The following is a 23957-nucleotide window of genomic DNA, read 5'->3' on the forward strand; positions in this document are numbered from 1 at the left end:
ATGCTCGCCAAGATTGAACATGGTCCGCTGATGGATCGGGTCTACCGGCATCAGCGTCATTTCTATGATGCCACCCGCAAATATTACCTTCTTGGACGCGACCCCATGATCGCGGGCCTCAATCCCCCTGCGAAAGGCAGCGTTCTTGAAATTGGTTGCGGTACCGGCCGGAATCTTGTCCTGGCCGGCGAAGCCTATCCCAAGACTTCGCTCTACGGCATTGATATCTCGAATGAAATGCTCGCGACCGCGACCAAGAAAATAGCCGCAGCGGGACTGGACGAACGTGCGCACCTCGCTTACGCCGATGCCGCGGATTTTGATCCGGAAGCGCTTTTCGGACGGCGTGAATTCGACCGGATCTTCATCTCCTATGCGGTTTCGATGATTCCGCAATGGCAAGAGGTGATCCGCGAGGCTGTGAGCCATCTGACACCTGGCGGCGCCTTGCATATCGTGGATTTTGGTGATCTGAAGGACCTGCCCGGCTTTACCAGGACTGCTCTGTATAAATGGCTGGAATGGTATCACGTCACACCGCGCAACAACCTGTTCGATGTAGCTGACACGATCGCTGCGCAAACCGGATGTACAAGCGAAGCGCGGCGGCTCTACCGCGGCTTTGCCTGGATTTCAGTTATTCGCCGCAAGAAATAGACCCTATTTGCACAGATCGCTCTTGGAGCCTTCCGAGTTCGGACCCGCGAGGCAATAGAGCATCGACATCTCCGCAGCCGTCCGGTTGGTTTGCGGATTTGCCTCCTGCGCATCGCCACTCGTCGTCTTGTTCAATTCGCAATCGGCGCGAAGCAGGCACATAACCGGGATCCGGGCCATGGCAACGGCGGCCCTTTGCATGCCTTGCGGCCCGGCGAAGTTTCCGGCATTTCGCACGCGATACCATTGATGGACGCGCGAAATCCGGAAGAATGCGCGCGGGTTGGACAGGATTGCCAATCTCGATGGAAGGGTATTGTCGGAAAAAAGATCAACGACCTGGCCATCATACGGCTCCGCCAGACGGCGATTGTTGGATATGAAGGTCGAATTGAAGACGATAGCGGCGGTACATGGAAACGCAGCTGCCATGTGACGCGCGAGCCCGCCTCCGAGGCCATGTCCGACCATTATGTATTCAACTGGCAGGTCGGCCGCGTTCTGCTGGGCTTCCCTCCGCACTTTGGCGAACTCCTTGCGCGCGGTGCGATATTGATCCCAGGGATTGATCATCTGGGTAAAGTAGGTGTTTTCGCTGATGAGATCGTTGAGACTTGTGGAATTGTCTTTGCCCCGGAACACCATCATCACCGACAGGCGATCGGTCGCGCGACGATAGTACACTTCGGCGTCGAAGCCACCTGGCCTTACGATCGGTCCACCTTGCGGAGCCCAGCCGAAATAGTCGGGCTGCAGCCTGAAGCGCTCGCGCGGGATCGGTTGATAAACATTCGACGCATAGGCAGCATAAATGCCGAAATAATCGGAGATAAGTTCATTATCGTAGTCGGGATAGCCGCGATAGTTTCGCCAGAAACTCGGGATCGCAGGGCGGATACAGCTTCCGGTTTGGCCCACGGAAACACCCAAATCATTGCGATCGATCGTTACCCAGGAACTCAAAAAGGCGTTTGCGAACGCGACGAAGCCGACGAGCAAAACCAGCAAGCCAAGTCTTCTGATCATTTCTTGCCCCCAAATGGCAAATGCTGCAACCAATACGTCTCAAACATAGGTTGCAACGAGTAACACGCGCCAAGAATTCGTGCAGCTAGGAAAATGGGGGCATGATCTGCGCGAACAAACGCTGAATGGCGCAGCCCATTGACGCCGCTATCCAACCTGCGTCTCCGAGGCCCGCAGGTGCTCCGCTAGCAAATCTCAACGACTGGATGTTCGCAATGGCCACCGCTGTTATCGGTCGTTTATTGCATGTCATGCCCGAATGGGAGAATCTGCGCGCGGTCAGTTCTCGTTCATCGCAGCATTATTGCGTCGGACCTAGATTGATTGAACCGCGCCCGACTTATGCCGCACCGTAGTCAGACCAAAGTCTGATTACGGTGCGGCCTATGTTTGATATGGAGGGATTTGGAAGACAGGCGAGCACCCTTGCGCTTTCTGCCACGTGCCAAACAGAAGCAGCCATAATTGTTTGCGCCGAACGAAGCTTTGGTACGTCCGCAGATCGAGGTGATCACGCCCGAGAGAGCCTATTTGTTGGGTCAATGAGGGAGGCCATTTGGCAAGAACCGTCACTGATTGGAGGGTTGGCGCGGTCCAGGAGCTTGCCGGTATAGCTGAACACTGAAGGATCCCGATGTCGAATGTGCGTTATCGGCAGTTGGACGGTCTGAGAGCCGTTGCCGTCGCCATGGTTTTGTATGCGCATTTTTTCGCTGCCGATGGCTCTTATTGGGGCCACGTCGGAGTACGTCTCTTCTTCGTGCTGAGCGGGTTCCTGATTACGCGGCTTCTCCTGGAGGCGCGCTCCGCCGCAGAATTCGAACCCGTTGCGGCACTCAAGTCGTTTTACATTCGCCGGGCATTGCGCATTTTCCCCCCATATTTTGGCATGTTGGGCTTCGTCTGGCTGGCGGGCCTAGAGGAATCCAAACGAGTGCTAGCCTGGCACGCGTTTTACCTTTCAAACTTCTGGTATGCCCTTCGCGATGAGTGGACGCCATGGATCTTGTGTCACACATGGAGCCTGAGCATCGAAGAGCAGTTCTACGTCATTTGGCCGTTGATTATTCTGTTGGCGCCGCGCCGTTCGATCGAACGGATTTGTATTGGCGTCATCCTCCTTTCGTTAGCATATCGTTTCTACTGGCCTGTTACAGGAACGCCTTCTCTCGCGCGTGATCTGCTTCCTCCCGCGTCAATGGACGCACTGGCATCCGGTGCATTGCTTGCTATCTGGCGATCGAGGACTGCGCTCTCGCCCCGATGGATGTTGATGAGCTGGGTGCCGCTCGCCGTCACCTTCCTCATTCTGTTGTGGCTCAGACCAATGCCAATGCCCATGACGCTGGATTGGGCACGCTGGATCGGGCTGGAGGTTCTTCCTCTCGTCCCGCTGGTGATGATTGTGAGCTGCTGTTCAGCAGGATTGGGCGGTTATCTCGGTCGGCTTGTTGAATGCCCGCCACTGACTGCCCTTGGTCGCATCAGCTACGGCGTTTACCTTTTTCACGCAGTCGTTCTTGCATTGATCGTCAAAGCTCAGCCCTGGATACCCATCAATGTCTCGGAGCAAGGATTCGGTCGGCTCCTCATTGCAGGTGCCGGCACGCTGATGCTCGCCTCGATCTCGTGGCTGGTCCTGGAAAAGCGGATCAACGCGCTAAAAGATTTCTTCCCTTACGTCGTTCCAAAAGAGCGCACCACCGCTCAAGCGGTATACGCGACGAAAGTCCCGGGGATTCCCGCCTATCCTCACCGTGCAATCGATGACAGCGACACTCTCCCAAACCCTCAATCGTCAACGAACTGACCCCAGGTGAACCATGCCCACTCCACTGGTCTCCGTCCTGCTCCCTGTCTACAACGGCGAACCCTATCTCGCCGCGGCGCTCGCCAGCATTCTGCGTCAGGACCATGAGCATCTGGAGGTCATCGCGATCGATGATGGCTCGACTGATGGCTCCTTGCAGATTCTGCAGCGATACCAGAAGGCCGACGGTCGTATATCCATCGTCTCACGAGAGAACCGTGGCCTCATCGCGACCTTGAACGAGGGCCTGGTTCTGGCCAAGGGCGAGCTTGTCGCCAGGATGGATGCAGATGACGTCTGCTACACGACTCGCCTCTCGCGCCAAGTCTCGGTATTTAAGGAGCAACCGCACCTCGCAATCTGCGGGACGGGTATCGACACACTTATCGGCGACCGTATTGTGCGGGGCACGCTTGATCCGCTCTACCTGTGGGCAAGTTTAGGGATATTGTCGAAGTTCTTTACGATCTTCATGCACTCGACCGTGGTCTACAACAGAAAAGTCATCCCGGATGAGATGCTTTTCTATGACCCACGTTACGTCCACGCAGAAGATTTCGACCTTTTCAGACGGATTACGGATCGCTTTTCAGCGGCAATGATCGGTGAGAGTTTGGTCGCCTATCGTATCCACGACGAAAGCGTCACAAACAAGCACAAGCGACAAATGCGCAAGACGCATCTGAAGATCGTTGCCGAGAATCTCGAGCGGGAAGGTCTGGTCGACAATCCTGACGTCTTCGACGACATCGCCAACGCCGTGACGATGAACAGTGTTCAGCGGGTCGCGGAATGTATTCTGGGGCTCGAAGAGAAGATCTCGACACAGCCCGAGGCGATACGGCCGAGCTATGAAGAAGGCGCCTTGAACCTTTTTTACTTTCTCTATCAGCTCATCGGCGATGAACAGCGACCGGAGTTAACGCATGAATTCTTAACCCGCACGCAAAAATGGGGGCTCATCCGGCGCCGCGAACGATACAGTCTCCGCCCCGGTGCTTACATGCCGTGGTTCAGTGGCATTTCAATTGCGGCCAACAGGCAGGTCGACGCGTTATCCCGGTACTTGCAGTCCGTGCCCGCCGCGACCGTCCTGCCCCGTTATGAACTAATCGGCTGAGCTAGAATGGATACCGAACTCCACCAGACCGCCCAACACAGTTTCAAGATGGCGCGCGCGCTTTCGACAATTGCTCCGTCGGAGTCAGAGAACCCGGTGCATGCAAGTTTCATTGTGTGTACGCGAAACCGCGCATCGGCTCTTGCAGCCTGCATTAGATCGATTGAGGCGGCATGCCGGTCCCATGCTGCCTTTACGAGCGAACTCGTCGTTGTCGACAACGGCTCGACGGACAGCACGCCAGGATACGTGACGGGCGTGGCCGCTACCTCGGATATTGCGATCACACTGCTTGTGGAAGCGCGTCCGGGCCTAGCCGCCGCACGCAATCTCGGGCTACAGCACGCGCGGGGCAGCATTGTCATTTTCATCGACGACGATTGCGAAGTTCATCGGGGCTATCTCCGTGACCTGGAGCGTCATTATGCGACCGGTGAGCAGTTGGTCATCCGCGGGGGCCGAGTTGAGCTCGGCAACCCCAATGATTTACCATTCACGATCAAACGATCGCCGACACGCGCGCGGCTTACCCGCGACGTCCATCCCGGTGGCTTCGTGGTGGGCTGCAACATGACGATGCATCGCGAGGTCGCGGCTCGTGTCGGCCAATTCGACGAACTGCTCGGCGCGGGCGCCCCGCTGCGAGCTGCGGAGGACACCGACTACCTTATACGCGCATTTCAACGCAGCATACCGGTCGAGTATGTGCCCGACATGACCGTCTTCCACCACCACGGACGAAGTGCGCGCCAAGATGTAGAGAAGCTTCACCGAAATTACAGCCTGGGCAATGGGGGGCTTTACGTGAAGCATATCCGATGCGCTCCATGGTTGCTTCGCCATTTCTTTTGGTCCGTGAGATCGGCTTGCAGGGAGCTTTTCGGCGGCCCTCGATTCGATCCTGAGCTGCACCTTTCGCACTGGCCAATTGTATTCATGAATTTGCTGGGCGCTGTCGCATTCGTGGGTCTTCTTTTAACAAAACGGCGGCGTCGCCGAGAGGTGCGTCAAGACAAACAGGCAGCTCTTCAGCTAAGGTGACATCATGTTGCAATTCGTATTGCCAGGCACGCAGATGCTCCGAGACGCGCTGGGGCGCCAATTGCCCCTGCTTTCCGCTGTGGTCATCCTCGGCCTGAGCAGCGCTGCGCTTGAAGGCGCCGGTATCGGCCTCGTCATCCCCATGCTGAGCATCATTGCCGGCCATGAGAATGACGCGGGAATGGGCGGCCTCTCTGCTGTCTTCCAACAAGTCGGATCGGGGTTGGATGATGGAGAACGACTCGTTGTAATCGCGGTCATTGTCCTCGCCTTGATCACGCTGAAGAACGTTTTGGCATTTTCAAACACCGTACTCACGACATACATCTACGGCAAAGCCAGCCACTCCATTCGAAGCGCGCTCTCACAGCAGCTCCTGAGCATAGGATACCCGTTCTTCCTGCAACAGAGCCCGGGGCGATTGCTGAATATCATCTCCAATGAGTCGTGGCGGGCTTCGGATGCCATCCAGACCGTCCTCGCGTCGATTGTGAGCGCGTCGGCCGCGATCATTCTACTGGGATTCCTTCTGCTTCTGTCCTGGCCGATGACACTGTTCGTGGCGCTGGGCCTGGCGCTGGTCCAACTGGCGCACGCCATTCTTTCGGCCAGTTTGAAAGACCCGAGCCGTAGTGTCACATCGCTCAATAGCGAACTTGCATCAAGAATGCTCCACCTCGTACATGCCGGCCGGCTGATCCGTATCTTCGGGCAGGAGCGGCGTGAAAAGGCGGTTTTCGACAAAGCATCCGACGCCGTTCGCCGGGCTGGCTTTGTCCTCCAAACCCGCCAGGGGGCACTACCACCGCTGACCGAGGTCTTGCATGCGATGCTGTTCTTGGCAGTCGTCGTGGTTGCCTGGTTCGTGAACGTGACTTTTCCGGTTATCGTCGCATTCATAGTCCTGCTCTACCGGCTGCAGCCGCATATGCGTGCCCTGCAATTGTCGTGGAGCCAGATCCAGGGTTGGAGCGGGTCACTGGAAGAAGTGAGATGGCTGCTGGATTCGTCAGATAAGCCAGAACCTCCAGCGGGCACGCAGCCGGCCCAAGGCTTACGTCAACGGATGCAATTCGACAGTGTGACCTTTAAATACCCTGGTTCAGGTTCCCGTGCGGCAGTGTTGCATTCCGCGACCTTCGAAATCCGCAGTGGTTGCTCGACAGCAATCATCGGTCGATCAGGTGCCGGCAAAACCACCGTGGTAAACCTTTTGTGCAGATTTGTGGATCCGGATGAGGGGCAGATCATCGTTGATGGCGTGCCCTTGAGCCAGATCGACCCCACCCAATGGCGAAGCCAGATCGCGTTGGCAAGCCAGGACCTGGAATTGGTGGACGGTACGATTTTGGAGAACATCACTTACGGGCAAGACCTGGCGACGGCCGCCGAAGCGGAGCGTGCGGCAAAATTGGCCGAGGCACACGAGTTTATAGAAAACCTGCCCTATGGATACCAAACGATCGTTGGCTACAGAGGCGTCAACCTGTCGGCCGGACAGCGGCAACGCATTGCACTGGCAAGAGCAATGGTGCGCGATCCCGACATCCTGATTCTGGACGAGGCCACAAATGCTGTGGACGGTCTCTCGGAAGCAGCGATCGTCGAGACGCTTAAATCGAGGGCAGGACGGCGTACAACGATCGTGATCAGCCATCATAGGAGCACGATTGCGTTTTGCGATGATGTTGTGATCCTCAGTGGCGGTCACGTGAAGAGCCAGGCTCGATTTGCCGAAGTAGCCTCATTGAGTATGGACCAACTCTATGAGCATAAAAACGGCTGACGAACTCAACTTACCGTCTTTTTCATTGGCGGAATCGTTTGGAGCCGCAAGGTGCGCACCGACAACTCAATTCTATCCGGCCCAGTGAAGCGGCCGCCAAGTTAATAATTAATACGATCCGCGAGACGCACATACGGCGGGAATGGTCTTGAGAATGATTATGATATCTTTCTGAAAGGACCAGTTTTCAACATAGTGCTTATCGAAAGCAATCCGTTCGTCATAGTTGACGTCATTACGCCCGCTGATCTGCCACACACCAGTCAGGCCAGGGCGCGATTTGAAATAGTAGGTTGCGGCGGAACCATAGAGCTCGATCTCATCCTTCACTACAGGACGCGGCCCAACCAGACTCATCTCTCCGCGAAGAATGTTTACCAGTTGAGGTAATTCGTCGAGGCTCAATTTCCGTAACACGATGCCGACAGTTGTGACGCGTGGATCGACCTGCAGCTTTCGTGCCGCCAACCATTCTGCGTGTGCCTCCGGATTTGCAGCGAAATGGGCTTCAAGGACGGCATCACCGTCTGTAACCATGGTACGAAATTTGAGACAATAGAACGCATTCCCGCCACGCCCGATGCGGCGATGGCCATAGAGAACAGGTCCACCATCCGACAACTTAACCAGACAGGAGAGCAGTATAAACAGCGGGCTGAGCAGGATGAGGGCAAGGATCGCAGCGAGCACATCGAACGATCGTTTCAAGAGCCCCCCAATGGGAAGTTTTTCAAGTTCTTCGGATTCTCGAATTATTTTCGTCGTCACAAGAAGTCCTTTCGAGTGGTTCTCAAGAAGCTGGCTCGTTTCGTGTTTTGGATGGCAAAACCAACTCTTCATATGCGCGGCAATCCCCCACGCCAACCCAGGACTGGCGACTTCGTTCCACCGTTGGGCTTCAGCCCTAGGAAGCGTCGGACTTATGCCAAGCCCAAGATCAGACCAAAGTCTGATTGCTGTTCAGCAATGAAGAGGATCGGCTCGATGGACCCTAAGGGCGGTCGCGTTCCTCTCGGACTTCAGACCAGCGAAGGATGAGTCTTATGACAATCGATGATCGGACCAAAGTCGGAATACCGCGAGGCGATCGTTTGGTATGGAAGGGTATGGCGATGTTGACACGCGAATGCGACATGCCAAATTCGGGGAAGCCCTCTTGAGGCCCGCCGCTTCTGTGACTGCAGTTGCTTTGAGCCGCAACAGAGACCAAACCTTCCCTTTGTCTTGCGTTCTGTTATGAGGACAGAACTTCTAGGAGGCACTATGCATACCCGTTTTGGACTGGCTCGCGTCCTTTGTAGCGCTTTCGTAGCGGCGGTATTGGTGGCGACGCCCTCTGAAATCACCCTTGATGGTGGATCTCTGAGTTTGCACGCACAATCGGCGTGGGCAAAAGATGGAGGCAATGGCGGCGGCAAGGGTGGCGGTAATGGAGGCGGCAAGGGCGGAGGCAATAGCAACGGCGGCGACAGTGGAAATAGCGGCGGAGGGAACGGGAAGGGTAATAACGGCAAGGACGGAAAAAACGACAATGCGGGCCAGAGCGGCGATGAAAAAGGCACTACAGTCAATCAATCCAAACCCGTTACCCGCGAAAACGTGGAAGTTGATGACTCTTCGATTGAAGTTCGTCACAAGAATGGAATGAGCGAAAGGATTGAGGCCGGGCGCTACACAATGAAGGATGCGAGGGGGCGCACCATCATTAACCGCACAGCAACAATTTCTGATCAATCGAGATTACAGTCGTTCGCCCGCTGATCGTTTTGCACGCTGGGTGCGCCATGCAATGACCAATTATGCCAAGCGGATATCGCGACCAGCGTCACGCAGGGCCATCGCGGCTTCCGTCCTGTTTGTGACGTTAAGTTTCGCAAATATGCGTCCCATATGGTGCTTCACAGTTTTTTCGTGAATGTCGAGCTTCAGCGCAATCCGCTTGTTGCTCAAACCGGCCGCGGCAAGATCCAGGACCTCATACTCGCGACTGGAGAGTTCGGAGATCAGATCAGTCTTATTGGACGCATTGGAGATGGATGACAGATCCGATAGCATCCGGGCCGATAGGGCCGGAGAAACGTAACCCTCGCCAGAGGCAACAGCTCGGATTATTTCGGCCAGCGCCCGTGAGCCGACGCCTTTGAGGACGTATGCTTTCGCGCCACTGTTCAGAGCCTTCGTCACATCGTCACTCCTCTCTGACACCGTCAGCATGATGATCTTTTGGTCGGGGAAATGGTCGAGGATCGGAGAGATCGCGTCTAGACCACCGCCTGGCATAGAGATGTCCATTAGAATAACGTCCGGGCGGTGATCATGGGCAATCCGGATCGCGTCCTCCTTCGTGCAGCCTTCTCCAACGATCTGGAAGCCGTTGATTTCACCGAGGCTGCGCCTGACCCCCTCCCTGAATAACGGATGATCGTCGATCACTGCAATACTTAGTCCAGTCATTACGCCTGCTCCAGTCCGTCCAAATTCAGTGACATCCGTACCCTAGTCCCTCGTGCCGAAGACTCTATTGTAAAATGGCCCCCAAGACTTTCTACTCGATCTCTTAGCCCGGCAAGTCCGATACCGGTACGACCGACAGTGGCTGGATCGAATCCCGGCCCGCTGTCAGAGACCTCGACTACAACGCGCTCGCCCCGCAAAGTTTCCACAACCCGTTGTTCAATGCCTCCGCCATGCTGGAATCCATTGTTCAAAGCTTCTTGTATAAAGCGATAAATGCAAATTTTTGCCGAAGGTTCGAGCTGCGCCGGGGTGCCTGACATCGATAAATCAACGCTCGACCCGGTACGATACTCGTGGGCTTTAACCGCCCGCTGGATGATTTCTGGCAAATCGGCCGCCTCTATATGTGGCAGCACAAGGCCGTCGCAGATGTTCCTGATTTCACGCATCGCCTCGTCCAGGCTTTCCTTTATCGCCATCACTTCGCCCTCACGCGTTTCTTCCGAGACAGCAGGATTAACCAGGACATCGCTGTCCAACCTAAGCGCAGCGAACGCCATGAGTTGTGCGGGGCCGTCATGAATATCCGCCCCTATGCGCCTGAGATAGCTTTCGTTCAGTGCCGCAGCGCGTTGAGAGGCACGTTGGACGCGCGCATGCAACGTCTTGTTCTGCAGGAGCAGGTCGGAAAGTTCGCTCACCCGTTGCTTTAGGTCCCGACGTTGGTCGTCGATGGTCTTGCTTCCACGAAACACGATAACTGACAAGACCAGAAAAAAAGCCAGTGTAAAGAAGGCGACAGCAAGCCAGCTGCGCAGGCGCGCCTGATCCAAACTGTGCTGAAATTCGTCAGCTATCTCATAAAATTCCGATACGGCGACCACTTTGCCCGACCAAGGTTGGAGGACCGGATTATAAATCTCCAGAAGTGGCTTGCCGCTCGCCCGCTCAGCTTCGCTTTCCACATCATCAACGTTGTTAAAATTAGCGACCATCTTGCCAGCAAACGCTGTCTTCAGGTCATCGCTGACGGCAAAGCGCTTGCCCATAAGCTTCTTGTCGTTGGAATAGAGAACCAGCCCGTCGCTTCGCCAGAGCCTGAAAGACATTAGCCTGCTAGCCAACGCCCCCTGCCCCAACGTCTCATCCAACGCATGCGTAACCGTCTCGTCGAGCATCTGATTGGTTTGCATGTCGGGAAGAATGGGCGCGATAACGCTGTCCACGTACAAAGCGGTCGCCGCCGCCGAATTACGAGTAACGGCAGCTTCAATCAGGCCCGCCACAAAAGCGCCAATCAAAATCATCGCGCCCACCGAGACTAACCCTCCAATGAGCAGAAACTGCCTCGCAAGAGACTGGGAATTCCAGCGGGTCAGCAGATTCATGGCTGTGTACGGTGCGTTGGTCCAAAGCCATTTGATCGAGGCAATATTCGAACGTTACGTAGGCACCGATACCCCGATGCTTTCATTGTTTATCTCCATTCTGGGTGCCTGTGCGGTCGTAGCACTGGTCTGCCCATAGCGGTCGCGAGCCACCGTTTTTCGTTTCTACGGTGATATGTTGCCGTGGTCACCGTTACCGCAATGTCTGTCATCGTGCAATTATGCACGAGCCAGGAGACCCCGCGCAATGTCTACCCCCAAGAAACTTCCTCACGCAATCAAAACGTGAATCCAGACTCATCCCGATGTTCGGCTACTCCGCGACTTCTGAAGATTTGGAATTCTTCCCAACATGACGCCGTGTTAGCTGCCCGTGAAAACAGCGACCCGAAGGCCGCTGTTGAAAGATTACCGCAGATATAGGTTCAGTAAGATCTTATTGGCGCGCATCCAGCAATGCATCAATGCGATCGACCTGCGCTGGGGTGAGCGTGCGGCCAAAGGCCGTTTCAAGCTGTGCAACCGCATCGTCAAGCGCCTGCTCCTGCAGCGCAGGGTCAGTCAGCGCCAAGGCTTCTTCCCGGCTGCGCTCGTAGGTTGCAATCTTGCCTACGGAAGAGTTCGGTGCGGCCCGCTCCCTTGCCCGTGCAGATGCATGCGCAGCGTTCAGCGGACCCAAACCAGTTTTATCGTCGTCGGTGTCCAGAGATGATTTCTCGACTTTGGCTTTGTCGTGGGCATTTACAGAATTGCCGCGGTCGGACGACTTGCCATGACTTCCACCGTTGTTCCCGTTTCCACCGCCATTGCCGTTGCCGTTGCCGTTGCCGTTACCACCACCGTTGCCGCCGCCGTTTTTGGCAAGGGCCGAACCTACGGGATTGAAATGATCGGTGGTTGCACACATTGCGCCGGCAAAAAACAAACCAAGACACGCTGCTGCGACGAGACCAACTTTAAATTGAACCATTATCCACCTCCTCAATAAAGTGCATGCCGACAGAGCCGGACCAACAGTCCGAAGATAGGCCTCTTGGGGGAAAGAGAAATCGGACTAAAGACCTATCCGTGAAAATCAATGGGCCTAACGCGTATATGCTCATGAACCTCGCCGGTGGCAGCATAGCAGGCAGAGCTCACTGCGGTAATGGCATTTGAAACGGCATTGGGGTTGGTGCTGGCGATTATCCCCGTGGCGCCGTTGACGATCGTGAACCACATCGGCACCGATGTTGTTTGTATTCGTCAGCGTTCCATTGTTGGTGAGGGTCTGATTCGGACCCGCCATTGAAATAGTTTCCGGTAGATCGGGCTTTGCTGTTTCAGGCTTCAGATCCTTGGAACACAATTGTTGAAATCTGTGTTGTAGCCAAGTCGTTCCGCGAGGAACGGCAGAGGCACTGACACCGGTCATTCCGAGCCCAAGGAAGGCGTTGGTGCCTCACCTAATTCAAAAGAGTTAATACCGGAACGATCCGTCGACCGAGCTGGTTTGATCCTGGTCGGAGAGCTCACGAGCTCCGGCACGAGGCCCGGCGTGTCACCGCCCATTGAACCCCGCGTCGGGTCTCACCAATCGGTTAGTCCTTCTAACCAGCAGAGAGTCGACGTCCACGATCTCTTCAGTTCTATGGTGCCGGGTCTCACATTTCGTCCAGCATTGGATGTGTCGTACCCTCGTTCACACCTAGGCGCATACTTATTACGACCCAAGGAACTCTCGATCGTTGCACAGCGCGGCGGGTCTGGTTAATCGGCGCGACCTCCGCCCAGCACTTGCAATATTCCTGCTGGTGATTGTGTCGACGTTGCCCCCGAGCCTTCCGTTTTTCAGCGAGACCTTCCACTCGAAGAATTCCGCCTTAGTTCTGTCCGCCAACGCTGCTCGGCCAACTTGGGTGGCTTCACGCTTGCCGGCAAGGTCATCACGAACTTGCGGGAGGGTCGTTGGGATCCGGGAAATTCCATGACTCAGTCATGAACGCCGCCTCGCTGCTTCTTCTCCCGACCGTCAGTCACCACCACGTCACGGAAATAATGGCATCTGCCAAGAAAAAGAAAAATAAAAGGGGCGCCAAAAAATGAAACGCATCGTAGCGGCCTTCGCCGCCGCAGCATTGGCCAGCACCAGCCATGCTGCAACCTTTACTTCGATTTCGGATCAAACACTGCTCATGGCTGGCGAAATCGTCGAAGGCGATAACGTGCGACTGATTGCAGCCGTTACCGCCGCCAATGAGGCGGGTAATTCCATTCAATCGCTGCTGCTCAACTCGCCGGGCGGCAATGTCGGCGCTGGGGTAAAGCTGGCCTATGCGGTGCACCTGCTCGGCCTTAATACCGCCGTTGCGAGTGGTGATCGCTGCAACTCGATGTGCCCGCTGGTGTGGGCGGCAGGGGCGCGGCGTTACCATACGGCGAGCGCGAGTATCGGCGTACACTCGGCCTCCTCCTGCCTAGAAGCCTCGGACGGCAATGAAGTCATGCCCTACGAGGGTGAATCAGCCAAGGCAACGACACTTGAAATGGCGCGGCTTGCCAAACTCTATGGCATGCCTGACAGCGTCATTGCCAAGATGGTCACCACTCCTGGCGATCAGATGGCGTGGCTCAAGAGCGATGAACTGGCAGGTTTCTCCGAATTGGTAAGCGAAACGCAGGAAGAGGCAACAGCGCGCCCGCCCGCTACCACAGCCGCTATCGTACCCGCGCTGCCTAAGCCGTCCTACGCGCCTGATCGCAGCGACTGGACGATGACCTGCCAGTCCGCCACCTCTGGCAAGACTTACGAAGTATCGCTGTTCACCAACGGCAAAATCGCCGTTGGCCCCAACACCTACAGCTACGACGGCAATTGGGCGAAGAACGGTGCTGGCTCGTACCTGGCCAAGGGCAAGACGCGCTATGGCCACTTCGTCGCCGTGTTCCATTCGACCAATCCGCAGCCCTACATCGCCTTCGTCAACAACAAGGGCGAGCGGGTCAAGGACTGGTGTCGCTGACGCATCGCCTGCTGGGCATAACTAGCTTCTTACCCACCCCCTCGGCCCTCTGTTCTCGTGGTCGGGTGATCCGGCGTTTGAGGATGCAGTTACCGCCCAAATGACCGTGCGGTCCTAGCGCGACCGTGCCAGCGGCCCTACCCCGCGTTATCGACGACGGAAGCTGCGCTTTTCAACACGTTCTGAACCGTCGCCACGCTGAAACCGACGCTCTTCGCGATCGAGCGAAAGCTTTCGCCGGCAGACCGGCGCGCCTGGATGTCGCTGGCAATCGCCAAGCGATCAAATTTAGTCACCCGTAGCGTGTCACCCTCTCGCACATAGTCCAGGCACTTCTTCAGCTCGTCGCGTTCACGATCGACACCGGATCGCTTTGTCGTTGTCAGCTCCGTCGACCGCAGCGCTTCCAAGGCCGTTGGCGTGATTTCCGGTATGTCGTTGCCGTACGGAGCGATGTACTCCATGTGCTCCGCAATGTGATGTAAAGATGCAGAATCGACATTAAACTGAAGCAGGAAGCTTTGACCCGCCCCTCTCCTCCCTTCAGACGGACGCCGCTACTTCTTCTGAGCGGCTTGACAAGCGCGCAATGCCTTGAACGCAGCGTCGGTACCAGTGAGGTCAACCACTAATTCATTGCGCCCTTTCGCGGTGATCGTCAGTTTCTTCTTCTTGGCAAGGCCATAGATAAAATCAAGGTCGTTGAAAGGAACGGTTGCACCGTCGAATCCTTCAATCTCCTGGCCGGTAGCCACGCCCGTGAACTTCTCACCATCGACGTCGAATACTACCGAGAGCTTTTCACCTGCGGTAATCTTTTCAGGTTTTTTGGAGTAAAGCGCCAGATAGCCGCGCAGATCTGCCGTTGCATCGATACCGATCTCCACCTGTGCGCCATCGTCGGGGTTCTGCCGGGCGATAAGGCAGCCCGGGCCCGTCTTCTCATTGACAAATATGTCCCAACCGGCCGCCTTGCCATATTTCTTGAACATATCCTGGGCCTCACATGGAACGGTAAGGACAGCAACTGCCAGGGCAGTCCGAACTAATAAATGCATGATCTCCTCCTGTGTTCTGCTTTCAATGAAAAAAACACGACGATGTGTTCGACGCATCAAAATCTCTAAGATGTAGGTACGTCACAAGAATTCAAATCGCCGAGAGCGTTCTTCCCGACATCAGGACCAAGAACCAACGGAACCCGAGCTTGTGGGCAACGGTACCGTTTGATTTGATCGTGAGTATTTTATTTTCGGCCAGTGAAATCCTACGGTGGGCAATTAACAAGTACGTAACTGTAACGATGCGGGAAGTGGTGGGTTCGCACGGCCTCTCAAGAGTCCGCCGAACTAGTCGCGCTGCTCGGCCAGCTGGCAGCGACCATTACGTGCAGAATGCAACCATAACCCGACGCCAGATCTTCATCGAGATGATCGCAGGCCCGCTCCCCTTGAGGCCCGGCCACTCTCCAGAGGCGCCCTGCCCACGGTTGGGCCTCTCTTTCAGCATAGGACGGGAAGCATCGAGCCCCACCGATCTACCCCGCGGGAACTTCAAGCACGCCGGACAGTTTAGCTTCATCGGAGAGTTTCGCCGATTCTCCGAGGAGGCTCGGAGGCAAGAGGGCCACGCACTTGAGTGCCTAGCTTCGCCTATTGGCTCGCGTCAAACGATCGCGGAAGAGGCCATGGAACAGGCTTGGATTAAGAACGCCTGATAATGAGGTGATGCCATGAGAGAACGCAAGGAGTCTTATGTTCCATATCATACCCGATACGAAATAAAGCCGCCCAAGGAGGACGGCCCCTATCTTCGGCGCGGCGCTGAATGTGCGGACGCGATCGAGGAGATGTTCAAGGATCAGATTGCCCTTCCATTCAACCACCTTACCTATATCCGGGTGCATGAGAAGGCCAGGGAAGCCGGTTGGCAGGATCAGGAGATACGTAAGGCCATCCTCTTTTGGATCGACCAGATGATGCTTAGCCAGGTCGCAGGATCTGACGGCGAGGTCATTGACTATCTGGACGAGTTCTGGCGCTGAAATATATGGCAAAGAACGGCAGCAACCTGCACTACTACTTGAGAATGATGTAGTGGAATCCTTCCGGCCATTGGCTCGCAATGACCGCATGAAGGAATACAGATCATTCGGTCTTGAGCCCGTGAAAACCAAGCCGACGCGATGGCGCAAGGCTAAGGCGGCGTGCCTAGTATTGTCCATCGAGAAAACTCAGTCGATGTGTAGGACTTTTGATTTTTACTGGTAGGCCTTTAGTCCGATCTCGCATCGTCTGATTAAGGCTATCCTCTTTGGTGCCGACAACACCCCCCGTCGGCAAGGGGCCCCAAGCAAGGCCCAACAGCCCGGTCAGCTGACCCTTGAGACTCCAGCTGACCGGGCTTTTGAAAAAGATGACCTAATGCATATTTCATTTGTTTGATGGACGCCGGTATCCAGATTGATACCAACGAATTGGCGGTGGTCGAAAGTCCACCGCCTTTTTGTTGGAACCTTGATCAGAACTTCACCTTGAAGCCAGTCGTGCCATTGACGCTGTACCTGTCGGCAAAGGATAAAGTTAAATAGGAAAAGTCTGTTTGATGGCTTCCCGCCACTGCGTTGCAACGGCCTCGGGCTCTTCGTTCACCAGGATGCAGAAGTGACTAGGGCTTTGCGGTCCCAGAGTGTGAATGGTTGTATGTTGCGCGTCAGGATATTTCTGGACTGCAACGATCGTATGCGGGTTAACGTAAACAATCTGTCCTTCGGCGGATATGAACTTGAGCATTTCCCGGTCTCCTGATTTCTGGCTGTCGCGCCAACGCTACGTCCCGGTAGTAAGCAAGCCAAGAATGATCATTAGGTTAAGCTGACTAGTTCATGTCCCACCCAATGCCACCCGAGAGCATCACCGCCGTTGATGCCAGGGTAAGGACCAGCGGACTAAGCCGGCGAGGCTATGGCCAGAACGATAGCAATTACCAGCAATAGTGGTCCCATCCATCTGAAATGGTGTACAAGGTTTGCGAGCCAAGCGTTCTGAGCACCTTGGTTGGGAGGTGGAAACGAAAGATAGCGAAAGCCTACTGCTGTCATCCACAATCCGGCGCAAAACATAATGAACTCGTCGATGTAAGCAGCAATCATGGCTGTTCTCCCCGAAGTGCCAAAAAGACGATCCAACAGTGTCGCCAACCGGAAAGCAAGGGGAGAGTAGCGCCATGTTCATGTCTCGTTCCGCGCCACCGGAGAGCATCACAGCTGTTGATGCGCTATTTAATTGATGTAATTTTGATTGATGTAATCGGTATCGCCGAAAATGTAGGCCTCAAAAGCGTCGTCCTGATCGGTTTCGTGTTCCGGTCGGGCCAATCTTGCATGCGCGACCGGGCTTAAGCCCAGCTCGATTCCGGCGCCAGCCATTACCCGGTCGCAATGAAGCTGAATGCCAAGCAACGGGTTGCGCTTAATGCGGTTGGAGTTGCGTGGGACGCTGCCAGTAAATTCTGGTGGGTGCCGCCAATAAACTGCTCCGAAGGCATGCCTCCCATAGCGCCGCCAATTGACTGCCCCGTGAAAGCCACCCATGCTGCCGCCATGACCGCCTCCCATCCCGCCACATTCTACCCTTCCTGGTGTTTCTCGCCCTCGACAACAAAAGACCGCCCAGAGGACGACCCAGGCGGTCTTTTGCGGACACAACGGAGGAATGTCCGTGCTTCAGTTGGGGGGGGAAACTGAAGCGTGGTAGCCGGGGGAACTACCAAGCCTATCGGTTATCGGTGTTCGACAGGCACAACAAAAGGGTTACAAACAATCTGCCCGAGGCGTAAGTATACATAGGTATCGGTTGCCTAAACGTGTCAGTAACTAGCATCCGCTACCCGACCTGGCCCCGCATAATTATTATGCGGCCCTGTCGAAAAGCCCCAGCTTTCGAGCGCGCAATCGCGCCAAGCCCAACACACTGTCGATAAACGGCGTCGGCACGTCGACGATCTTTCCTATATCATGTGCTACCGTCAACAAGGCATCCAGTTCAACGGGCTTTCCAGCTTCTGTGTCTTGCAGCATCGATGTTTTAAACGCGCCCAAGGACTTGGCTCGTCCGATCATGTCCGTTGTCGACACAGTCATCGGAATATTGATGGCCTCGCCTATCGCCGCAGCTTCCTGCATCATGTGGACGCAGAGTTCGTAGACCAGAGGATCATTGATGATGATGTCGCTTGTCTCGCCCGTAAGCAGGCTGATCGGATTGATGCTGAGGTTACCCCACAATTTGTGCCAGATATCATTGCGTATGGCCGCGGTGACGTGACATGAAAACCCTGCCGCGTTGAGCAGGTCCTTGATTTCGTCCAGCCCGTCAAGCTGGCTGTTGTCCGCGTAGCCGATAATCAGCTTGTTTCCACCATTGTGCCGGACTTTTCCGGGCGCATCGACAGAGCAAGCCATGTAGACGACACAGCCGACCGTCTGGGCCAAGGGTATAGACTTTTCGACAATCCCACGTGGATCCACAGCAGTCAGCCGTGTGTTGCTGAGTACCCCATTGCCGCCGATGAAGAACCACCAGGGGACGCCATTCATTGCGGTGATGACTTTGGTGCCGGGGTTCAACAAAGGCGCTATGTGTGAGGCCGCATCCTCAAGCGAGGTCGTTTTCACTGACACGATCACGTAATCCTGGGATTCCAGTTGAGAGGGGTCATCGGTTGCCCGAACATGAACACGGTGAGCCTTGCCGTCTTTCGTCAATTGGAGGCCGTCGTTCTTGATTGCCGCCAGCGTTGCGTCATGCGCGATGACGCTGACTTCGGCTCCTGCCAGTGCCAGCAGGACACCCATGGTCCCCCCAATAGCTCCAGCGCCATAGATGCATACTTTTAAAGGTCGGGATTTCGTCATGGTGAGCATCGATGTTTTCACAGTCGTTTTGGATACCTAATGACCAAAATTGGGAATCACATGCGACAGAATCGCACTCAACCGCCTCACGCAAAAAAAATAGCTCACTAGCATCCGCGCGGAAGACTAGGGGGCCGAGAACCTCACGGCCCATACACAATTGCATCACCAAACTCTGATTGGTCCGGAGCACTTACCGCCCCCACATCAGAGTAACTCCCCATGAAAAACAGAACACGATATTTAGGAGTGAACTATGAGAAAAACAGCAACAGTTCTGGCGGTAGCGGCCTTGGGCGCTGCGATGGCAGTTGGCTCAGCGACAGAAACGATGGCGCGCGGTCACGAAGGCCATGGCGGCGGTCACGAGATATTCAGAAGCCACGGTTTCCACAGTGGTCATCGCTTCGGCGGCTTTCATGGGAACCGCGGCCACTTCTACCACTATGGTTTCCACGACCGAGGTCACTTCCGGCATTTTCGGCATTTTGGGAACGACGGTTACTACTGGGGAGACCCCTACTACTCGTGCGGATTCCCGTTTCTCTTCGGCGGCGGCTATCCATACTACTGCCGATAGTCCTTACAGCTTTTAAGAATCCCCTGCGTGGGTTGATCTTCATAGAGCAGCCCATGCGACACGCGAGTCGACGAATGTACAAGTAGTTGTGCACGTCATAGGTGATCACCCAAAGTTTATCGATATAAAAATGGGTTACTCGCGACAAATATAGAGTAATATCACTCACACTACTGGATCATCCTCGTATACCATCGCATAATTTAAAGTGTCTGACTCCCATGCCTAAATCAAGTTTGCTTTCCTACCAAATGTGAAAGCTTACAAGTAAAGGAGTGAGTTATGAGAAAATCTGTAACGGCCCTGGCTGTATTGGCCTTGGGGGCAATGGTAGCCGTTGGCTCGGCAACTGAATCAATGGCACATGGCGGCGGTGGAGGGCATGGCGGAGGACACGACGGAGGCGGCAGCCATAGTGGGGATCATGGCGGCGATGGTCGAGGCCTTGGCGGCGGTGACCATGGTATGGGACGAGGTTTCGGCGATGGCGATCATAGCTTCGGCGGACGCTCCCATGGAGGTATGTTCGGTTCAGGTGGCATCTTCGGCAGTGCTCGTGGCGTGATGGCAAGTCATGATCGCTTTGATGGCCGCAGAGATCACTTTGGGGACTTCCGCCGCGACGATAATTACGGATACTGCGATCCCTACTCCTGTAACTGACAACTCAAATCCGGCTCCCCGGTAAAACGGGGGCCGGATTTGAAAGCAACCTCAGGAACGAGGTTGAAGGACGCAAATCGCGCGCCTTAACCTTGGCAATGCGGCCTTCGTATTTCTCAAGCTGCGCAACTGTCATATTGCATATGCAGGCGCTCGTAATACTGCGGATAGTGAATGCGAACCCATTCGCTCGCGCCGCGCAGGTATGCGATTTCCACAGCGTCGTAGAGTTCGTGTTCGAGTTCCTCAGTGCGGATTGCGGAAGGATCAGTTCTTTGAATCGTGCTCATGTTCAGTCCAATCATCTTTGACAATTTGCAGAATAAAAATACTGCCTCGAATGAAGTATGAACGGACGTCAACGTTTTGAATCATACACTGGTTTGCGTCAACTAAACGTTGGTTGTCATTAGGAAGTGGTGAGAAAATATGTCGGACAGTCAGGAGCAACCTGACAGCATTCAAAGCTAGAAGACTTTTCCAGGCTCCGAATCTTTTGCAGGCACGCTGCTTTCTGCCAACAAAATTCGAGCGTCGACGAGAGCACGCATGATGGTGCCAATTGGCAATGCCAGAACTTCGGCAACCTCACTATAAGACATTCGCTCCACGTAGGTCAGGAATACCGCCGCGCGACAGGCATCCGGCAATGCCATTACCCGGTGTGAGATCAGGTCAGCACCGTATGCAATGTATCACCAGTCGCTGTCGTTATGGCCGTTGCTGCCACAATTGGAACGGTGTTTATTGAACCAGACGGAATGCACTATTGAGAACAACTGTTACATCGGTGGGACCACGCCATCAGTGCCGACCACGACACGATGTGAGGTGAACTTGCTGTCGGCTCCGAATTCCGAGGGGGCAAACACTGCGGCACCAGTCTTTAGATCATCTGCTTTCCCGACCGCCAATGCCACGATGGGCGTATTGTCCGGGATCGCGATCTTCTTTTGACCACCGCGATAGGTGACTGTGACGGTCTGACCGTCTACGCCCTTGACGGCATTTGCAACGGTCGCATTGGTCATGCTGCTGTTCGGCTTCAGATCCCACGCATAGTTGCCCTCGCCAGTACCCTTGAGGGCTGCCGGGAAGATGACGACTTCGAGCGCACTGCTGGTGCCTCCGCTTGTCGGAACATTGGCAATGCCGACAAAATCACCTTGTTTGATGTTGTCTATCGACGCCTTGGTCACGGTGTTGACAGTCAGATCATCTGCAAGGGTGATTGCTGTCTCGCCGCCTTCCAGCGTTTTGATAACCAACGTCTTTCCGGCGACGCTTTCGATTGTCCCGCGTACATTGACATGACTGGATGTTTGGGCGGCGCTAGGCTGGTTGTTTGACTTCATCATCGTGCTTTGTGCATTGCTTTCCAGCGACAACGACATCAGACAGGTTGTTCCCAGCACAAAACCCAGCAGCAATTTTTTGGCGATTCCAAGAGGCATACTCGTTCTCCGTTCTTTCATTCTTCAGCGGGTTCATGAACACCAACTAATGTTCAGCTTGAGGGATATGTTCGAAATCGCCCCAACAAGGATCTGAGCTTCAACAAAGGCGGGGTGTTCCGTTTTCGCGTATCGGGAATTGCGAGATCGGGGCTGCGGTCGAAGCTTTGAATTTGTCTCGGGTAGAAAGCGACGACTTCGACGTAGCTGTCTTGCAGGAGCAGGACCCCGTCATACCCCAATCCTATCAATCTCTCGCGTGCATGCTCGATCGGCCGAAAAATTCTCGTGGCTGCGATCCACTCGTCGTACGAAAGACGTTTATCAAGAACATAGGGGTTCTGCAGTGTTACCTTGGCGACGACCGGATCGAGACCGTTCGAATATTGCCGCTCAAGCTCCATATCGTTGGAGAAATAGAATCCGCGGCCGAATGCACCGCTGTCGTTGCACTCGCTAAAGTCGAAGCCTCTGAAATCGGCATCGGTGCCGTGGCACAGGATCAGAGTGAATGTGGACATCGTACGACCTCAGTGAAGATACCTGCACTCGCCCAGCAAGGCGCTGTCGTCAAATCTCATGAGCAGCCGCTCGTAATGTGTTGGGTGATTAAGACGAACCCATTCGGTCGCGCCATGAAGAAACGCTGCCTCCACGGCACAGTCGAGGTTGGCTTTGAGGCCGTCTATGGTGACTTGGGGGCTTCGCGTTTGGTTGGCCGCCCCGGGAGTTTCTCCATTCATTGATCTACTAGGCATTTGCGTTCCAATCAACATTTCCCGCCATAAGCGGGTGTTACCACAACAACAACGGATCGCCGCTGCAATCATTATAGTTTTGGGGGAAACTGTAGGCGTTTTATATTATACCCTCGTATCAGAACGTTAGACATTGGTTCATGGTAAGCGAGCGGCGCACGGTGAACAGCATTGCGTTGGAGTTTAATGCAGAGAGCCAAACGATCCGCATCAGAACCTTGCAGTGAGTGAATCAATCTACCTTCAGAAAAATAATGCTGCCGTCCTATTTCTCACACCTTGAGGCTTATTAAATCAGCGCGAGCCGGAATCCTGCTGGTAGCTCAACCCGATCCGTATCCCTTTTTAACCCGGCTCGGCCGATGGTCGTAGGGATATCCTACCGTGCCATCGATCGTTTTGGGGCACGGTAGAGTTCTGGTTCGGCGAACATCGTGATCTGGCCGCGAAGCAGTTCAGGAAAGAGCTACGGGTGCTGACCAGCTGCTTCCAGGATCAATTGGGCGATCTTGTCGGGATGGGAGATCAGCGAAAGATGGCTTGCCTTCACTTCAATCGTCTTGGCGCCCATTCGCTTCGCCATGAAGCGTTCGAGGTCCGGGTTGATTGTCCGGTCTTCCGTCGAAACAGCATAGAAACTCGGCTTCGAGCGCCAGGCTGCCTGCGTGGTCTTGCCGGTGAGAAGAGCTTTTTGGAACGGCTCCTGGACCGCATAAAGCACCTTGGCCTTTGCTTCCGGCAGGTCGCCCGCAAAGTCGTGCAGGAATGCAGTCTCGCTGAGGCGTCCTTCATCACCGTCGAAAACGATGCCAGCGGTTGCCGGTGGCGTGGGGAATGTCTTGGCCAGCGCCGCGTAATCCTCGCCTGCGTCCGGTGCCCGCGCCGCGATGTAGACAAGCGCCGAGACATTGGGATGGACACCGGCCTCGCTGACAATCATCCCGGCAAAGGAATGTCCGACTAGAACTGTCGGGCCATCCTGCCGTGCCAGTACCCGCTGGACGGACGCAACCGCTTCGGGGAGCGTCGTCAGGGGATTCTGTACCGAGGTGGCATTGAGGCCCGCCTTTTGCAATCGTGCGATCACCTCGGACCAGCATGATCCATCGGCGAACAGCCCGTGCGCGAAAACAACGTTGCGCGCCTTTGCCGGTGCGGGAGCCGCGGCCATGCTGCGGTTCGAGACTAGGGTGGCGGCGGCGCCGGCAACAAGGGCGGCTGAGAAAGTGCGTCTGTTCATCATCATGATTTGGTTTCCTTTGCGTTGGACAATTTGATGGATCGTATGCTCGGGCATGCA

At 55.1% G+C, this 23957-nt stretch carries 27 protein-coding genes; 11 read left to right on the forward strand and 16 right to left on the reverse strand.

The window, feature by feature from the left end; translation table 11 throughout:
• Entirely contained in the window at window positions 1–657 is a 657-nt protein-coding gene (locus LB462_RS13470; protein ID WP_224508625.1) for a class I SAM-dependent methyltransferase, read from the forward strand.
• 3 nt (window positions 658–660) lie between these two features.
• Here LB462_RS13470 and LB462_RS13475 read toward each other — a convergent pair whose 3' ends face one another.
• Entirely contained in the window at window positions 661–1683 is a 1023-nt protein-coding gene (locus LB462_RS13475; protein ID WP_224508627.1) for a Tle-like phospholipase domain-containing protein, read from the reverse strand.
• Window positions 1684–2317: 634 nt separating this feature from the next.
• On the opposite strand from LB462_RS13475, the gene LB462_RS13480 reads away from it, so the two are divergent.
• From LB462_RS13480 to LB462_RS13495, 4 genes are read left to right on the forward strand one after another with little or no spacing between them, the layout of a single operon-like run.
• Window positions 2318–3493: an acyltransferase family protein gene (locus LB462_RS13480; protein ID WP_224508629.1), complete on the forward strand. Its 1176-nt coding sequence runs from the start codon at window positions 2318–2320 to the stop codon at window positions 3491–3493.
• Between the two features lie 13 nt (window positions 3494–3506).
• The gene (locus LB462_RS13485) at window positions 3507–4613 is read left to right on the forward strand and encodes a glycosyltransferase family 2 protein (RefSeq protein WP_224508632.1); all 1107 of its coding nucleotides are present in this window, start codon (window positions 3507–3509) and stop codon (window positions 4611–4613) included.
• A gap of 48 nt (window positions 4614–4661) precedes the next feature.
• Window positions 4662–5654 (forward strand): glycosyltransferase family 2 protein, encoded by a 993-nt coding sequence (locus tag LB462_RS13490; protein WP_224508776.1) that lies wholly within the window; start codon window positions 4662–4664, stop codon window positions 5652–5654.
• Window positions 5655–5658: 4 nt separating this feature from the next.
• Complete coding sequence (locus LB462_RS13495; protein ID WP_224508634.1) at window positions 5659–7440, forward strand: ABC transporter ATP-binding protein; 1782 nt, start codon at window positions 5659–5661, stop codon at window positions 7438–7440.
• Between the two features lie 108 nt (window positions 7441–7548).
• Here LB462_RS13495 and LB462_RS13500 read toward each other — a convergent pair whose 3' ends face one another.
• A complete protein-coding gene (locus LB462_RS13500; RefSeq protein WP_370637134.1) occupies window positions 7549–8208 on the reverse strand; it encodes a sugar transferase in 660 nt (219 codons plus the stop codon).
• A 555-nt stretch (window positions 8209–8763) separates the two neighbouring features.
• On the opposite strand from LB462_RS13500, the gene LB462_RS13505 reads away from it, so the two are divergent.
• On the forward strand, window positions 8764–9201 hold the full coding sequence (locus LB462_RS13505; protein WP_224508778.1) for a hypothetical protein: 438 nt from the start codon (window positions 8764–8766) through the stop codon (window positions 9199–9201).
• 36 nt (window positions 9202–9237) lie between these two features.
• Here the strand turns inward: LB462_RS13505 and LB462_RS13510 are convergent, their stop codons facing one another.
• From LB462_RS13510 to LB462_RS13520, 3 genes are all read right to left on the reverse strand, one after another.
• Window positions 9238–9894 carry a response regulator gene (locus tag LB462_RS13510; RefSeq protein WP_224508637.1) on the reverse strand — a complete coding sequence of 219 codons (657 nt, stop codon included), beginning with the start codon at window positions 9892–9894 and terminating at the stop codon, window positions 9238–9240.
• Window positions 9894–11285 (reverse strand): sensor histidine kinase, encoded by a 1392-nt coding sequence (locus LB462_RS13515; RefSeq protein ID WP_224508639.1) that lies wholly within the window; start codon window positions 11283–11285, stop codon window positions 9894–9896. The genes LB462_RS13510 and LB462_RS13515 overlap by 1 nt, the downstream gene beginning before the upstream one ends.
• 436 nt (window positions 11286–11721) lie before the next feature.
• Complete coding sequence (locus tag LB462_RS13520) at window positions 11722–12255, reverse strand: Holotricin-3 precursor (protein ID WP_224508641.1); 534 nt, start codon at window positions 12253–12255, stop codon at window positions 11722–11724.
• A 177-nt stretch (window positions 12256–12432) separates the two neighbouring features.
• On the opposite strand from LB462_RS13520, the gene LB462_RS13525 reads away from it, so the two are divergent.
• Window positions 12433–12576, forward strand: coding sequence for a hypothetical protein (locus LB462_RS13525; RefSeq protein WP_224508643.1), 144 nt, complete (start codon window positions 12433–12435; stop codon window positions 12574–12576).
• Between the two features lie 790 nt (window positions 12577–13366).
• The gene (locus tag LB462_RS13530; protein WP_224508645.1) at window positions 13367–14287 is read left to right on the forward strand and encodes a COG3904 family protein; all 921 of its coding nucleotides are present in this window, start codon (window positions 13367–13369) and stop codon (window positions 14285–14287) included.
• A 137-nt stretch (window positions 14288–14424) separates the two neighbouring features.
• Here LB462_RS13530 and LB462_RS13535 read toward each other — a convergent pair whose 3' ends face one another.
• Both LB462_RS13535 and LB462_RS13540 read right to left on the reverse strand, forming a co-directional pair.
• Window positions 14425–14751, reverse strand: a complete 327-nt coding sequence (locus LB462_RS13535; protein WP_224508647.1) for a helix-turn-helix domain-containing protein — start codon at window positions 14749–14751, stop codon at window positions 14425–14427.
• Window positions 14752–14844: 93 nt separating this feature from the next.
• A complete protein-coding gene (locus tag LB462_RS13540) occupies window positions 14845–15345 on the reverse strand; it encodes a hypothetical protein (RefSeq protein ID WP_112530187.1) in 501 nt (166 codons plus the stop codon).
• Between the two features lie 674 nt (window positions 15346–16019).
• Here LB462_RS13540 and LB462_RS13545 point away from each other — a divergent pair.
• Window positions 16020–16331 (forward strand): hypothetical protein, encoded by a 312-nt coding sequence (locus tag LB462_RS13545; RefSeq protein WP_224508649.1) that lies wholly within the window; start codon window positions 16020–16022, stop codon window positions 16329–16331.
• A gap of 538 nt (window positions 16332–16869) precedes the next feature.
• Here LB462_RS13545 and LB462_RS13550 read toward each other — a convergent pair.
• The 4 genes from LB462_RS13550 to LB462_RS13565 all read right to left on the reverse strand — a co-directional run bounded on the left by LB462_RS13550 (window position 16870) and on the right by LB462_RS13565 (window position 19211).
• The gene (locus LB462_RS13550) at window positions 16870–17079 is read right to left on the reverse strand and encodes a hypothetical protein (protein WP_224508651.1); all 210 of its coding nucleotides are present in this window, start codon (window positions 17077–17079) and stop codon (window positions 16870–16872) included.
• Between the two features lie 155 nt (window positions 17080–17234).
• The gene (locus tag LB462_RS13555) at window positions 17235–17438 is read right to left on the reverse strand and encodes a hypothetical protein (protein ID WP_112532339.1); all 204 of its coding nucleotides are present in this window, start codon (window positions 17436–17438) and stop codon (window positions 17235–17237) included.
• A 129-nt stretch (window positions 17439–17567) separates the two neighbouring features.
• Window positions 17568–17879, reverse strand: coding sequence for a P27 family phage terminase small subunit (locus LB462_RS13560; protein ID WP_224508652.1), 312 nt, complete (start codon window positions 17877–17879; stop codon window positions 17568–17570).
• 318 nt (window positions 17880–18197) lie between these two features.
• Window positions 18198–19211 carry a 2-dehydropantoate 2-reductase gene (locus tag LB462_RS13565; RefSeq protein ID WP_370637136.1) on the reverse strand — a complete coding sequence of 338 codons (1014 nt, stop codon included), beginning with the start codon at window positions 19209–19211 and terminating at the stop codon, window positions 18198–18200.
• A 247-nt stretch (window positions 19212–19458) separates the two neighbouring features.
• On the opposite strand from LB462_RS13565, the gene LB462_RS13570 reads away from it, so the two are divergent.
• Together LB462_RS13570 and LB462_RS13575 are read left to right on the forward strand one after the other, a co-directional pair.
• Complete coding sequence (locus tag LB462_RS13570; RefSeq protein ID WP_224508657.1) at window positions 19459–19782, forward strand: hypothetical protein; 324 nt, start codon at window positions 19459–19461, stop codon at window positions 19780–19782.
• Window positions 19783–20119: 337 nt separating this feature from the next.
• Window positions 20120–20347 carry a hypothetical protein gene (locus tag LB462_RS13575; RefSeq protein ID WP_224508659.1) on the forward strand — a complete coding sequence of 76 codons (228 nt, stop codon included), beginning with the start codon at window positions 20120–20122 and terminating at the stop codon, window positions 20345–20347.
• Between the two features lie 214 nt (window positions 20348–20561).
• Here the strand turns inward: LB462_RS13575 and LB462_RS13580 are convergent, their stop codons facing one another.
• From LB462_RS13580 to LB462_RS13600, 5 genes are all read right to left on the reverse strand, one after another.
• On the reverse strand, window positions 20562–20735 hold the full coding sequence (locus tag LB462_RS13580; RefSeq protein ID WP_162713631.1) for a hypothetical protein: 174 nt from the start codon (window positions 20733–20735) through the stop codon (window positions 20562–20564).
• A gap of 177 nt (window positions 20736–20912) precedes the next feature.
• The gene (locus tag LB462_RS31440; RefSeq protein ID WP_370637146.1) at window positions 20913–21137 is read right to left on the reverse strand and encodes an RNA polymerase sigma factor; all 225 of its coding nucleotides are present in this window, start codon (window positions 21135–21137) and stop codon (window positions 20913–20915) included.
• Window positions 21138–21227: 90 nt separating this feature from the next.
• Entirely contained in the window at window positions 21228–21899 is a 672-nt protein-coding gene (locus tag LB462_RS13590) for a hypothetical protein (RefSeq protein WP_224508664.1), read from the reverse strand.
• A gap of 53 nt (window positions 21900–21952) precedes the next feature.
• Entirely contained in the window at window positions 21953–22420 is a 468-nt protein-coding gene (locus LB462_RS13595) for an ADP-ribosyltransferase-containing protein (RefSeq protein ID WP_112532617.1), read from the reverse strand.
• 703 nt (window positions 22421–23123) lie between these two features.
• A complete protein-coding gene (locus LB462_RS13600; protein WP_224508666.1) occupies window positions 23124–23903 on the reverse strand; it encodes an alpha/beta fold hydrolase in 780 nt (259 codons plus the stop codon).
• Between the last annotated feature and the right edge of the window lie 54 nt (window positions 23904–23957).

Origin of the sequence: Phyllobacterium chamaecytisi (genome assembly GCF_020164455.1) — a bacterium.
Taxonomy (GTDB): Bacteria; Pseudomonadota; Alphaproteobacteria; order Rhizobiales; family Rhizobiaceae; genus Phyllobacterium; species Phyllobacterium chamaecytisi.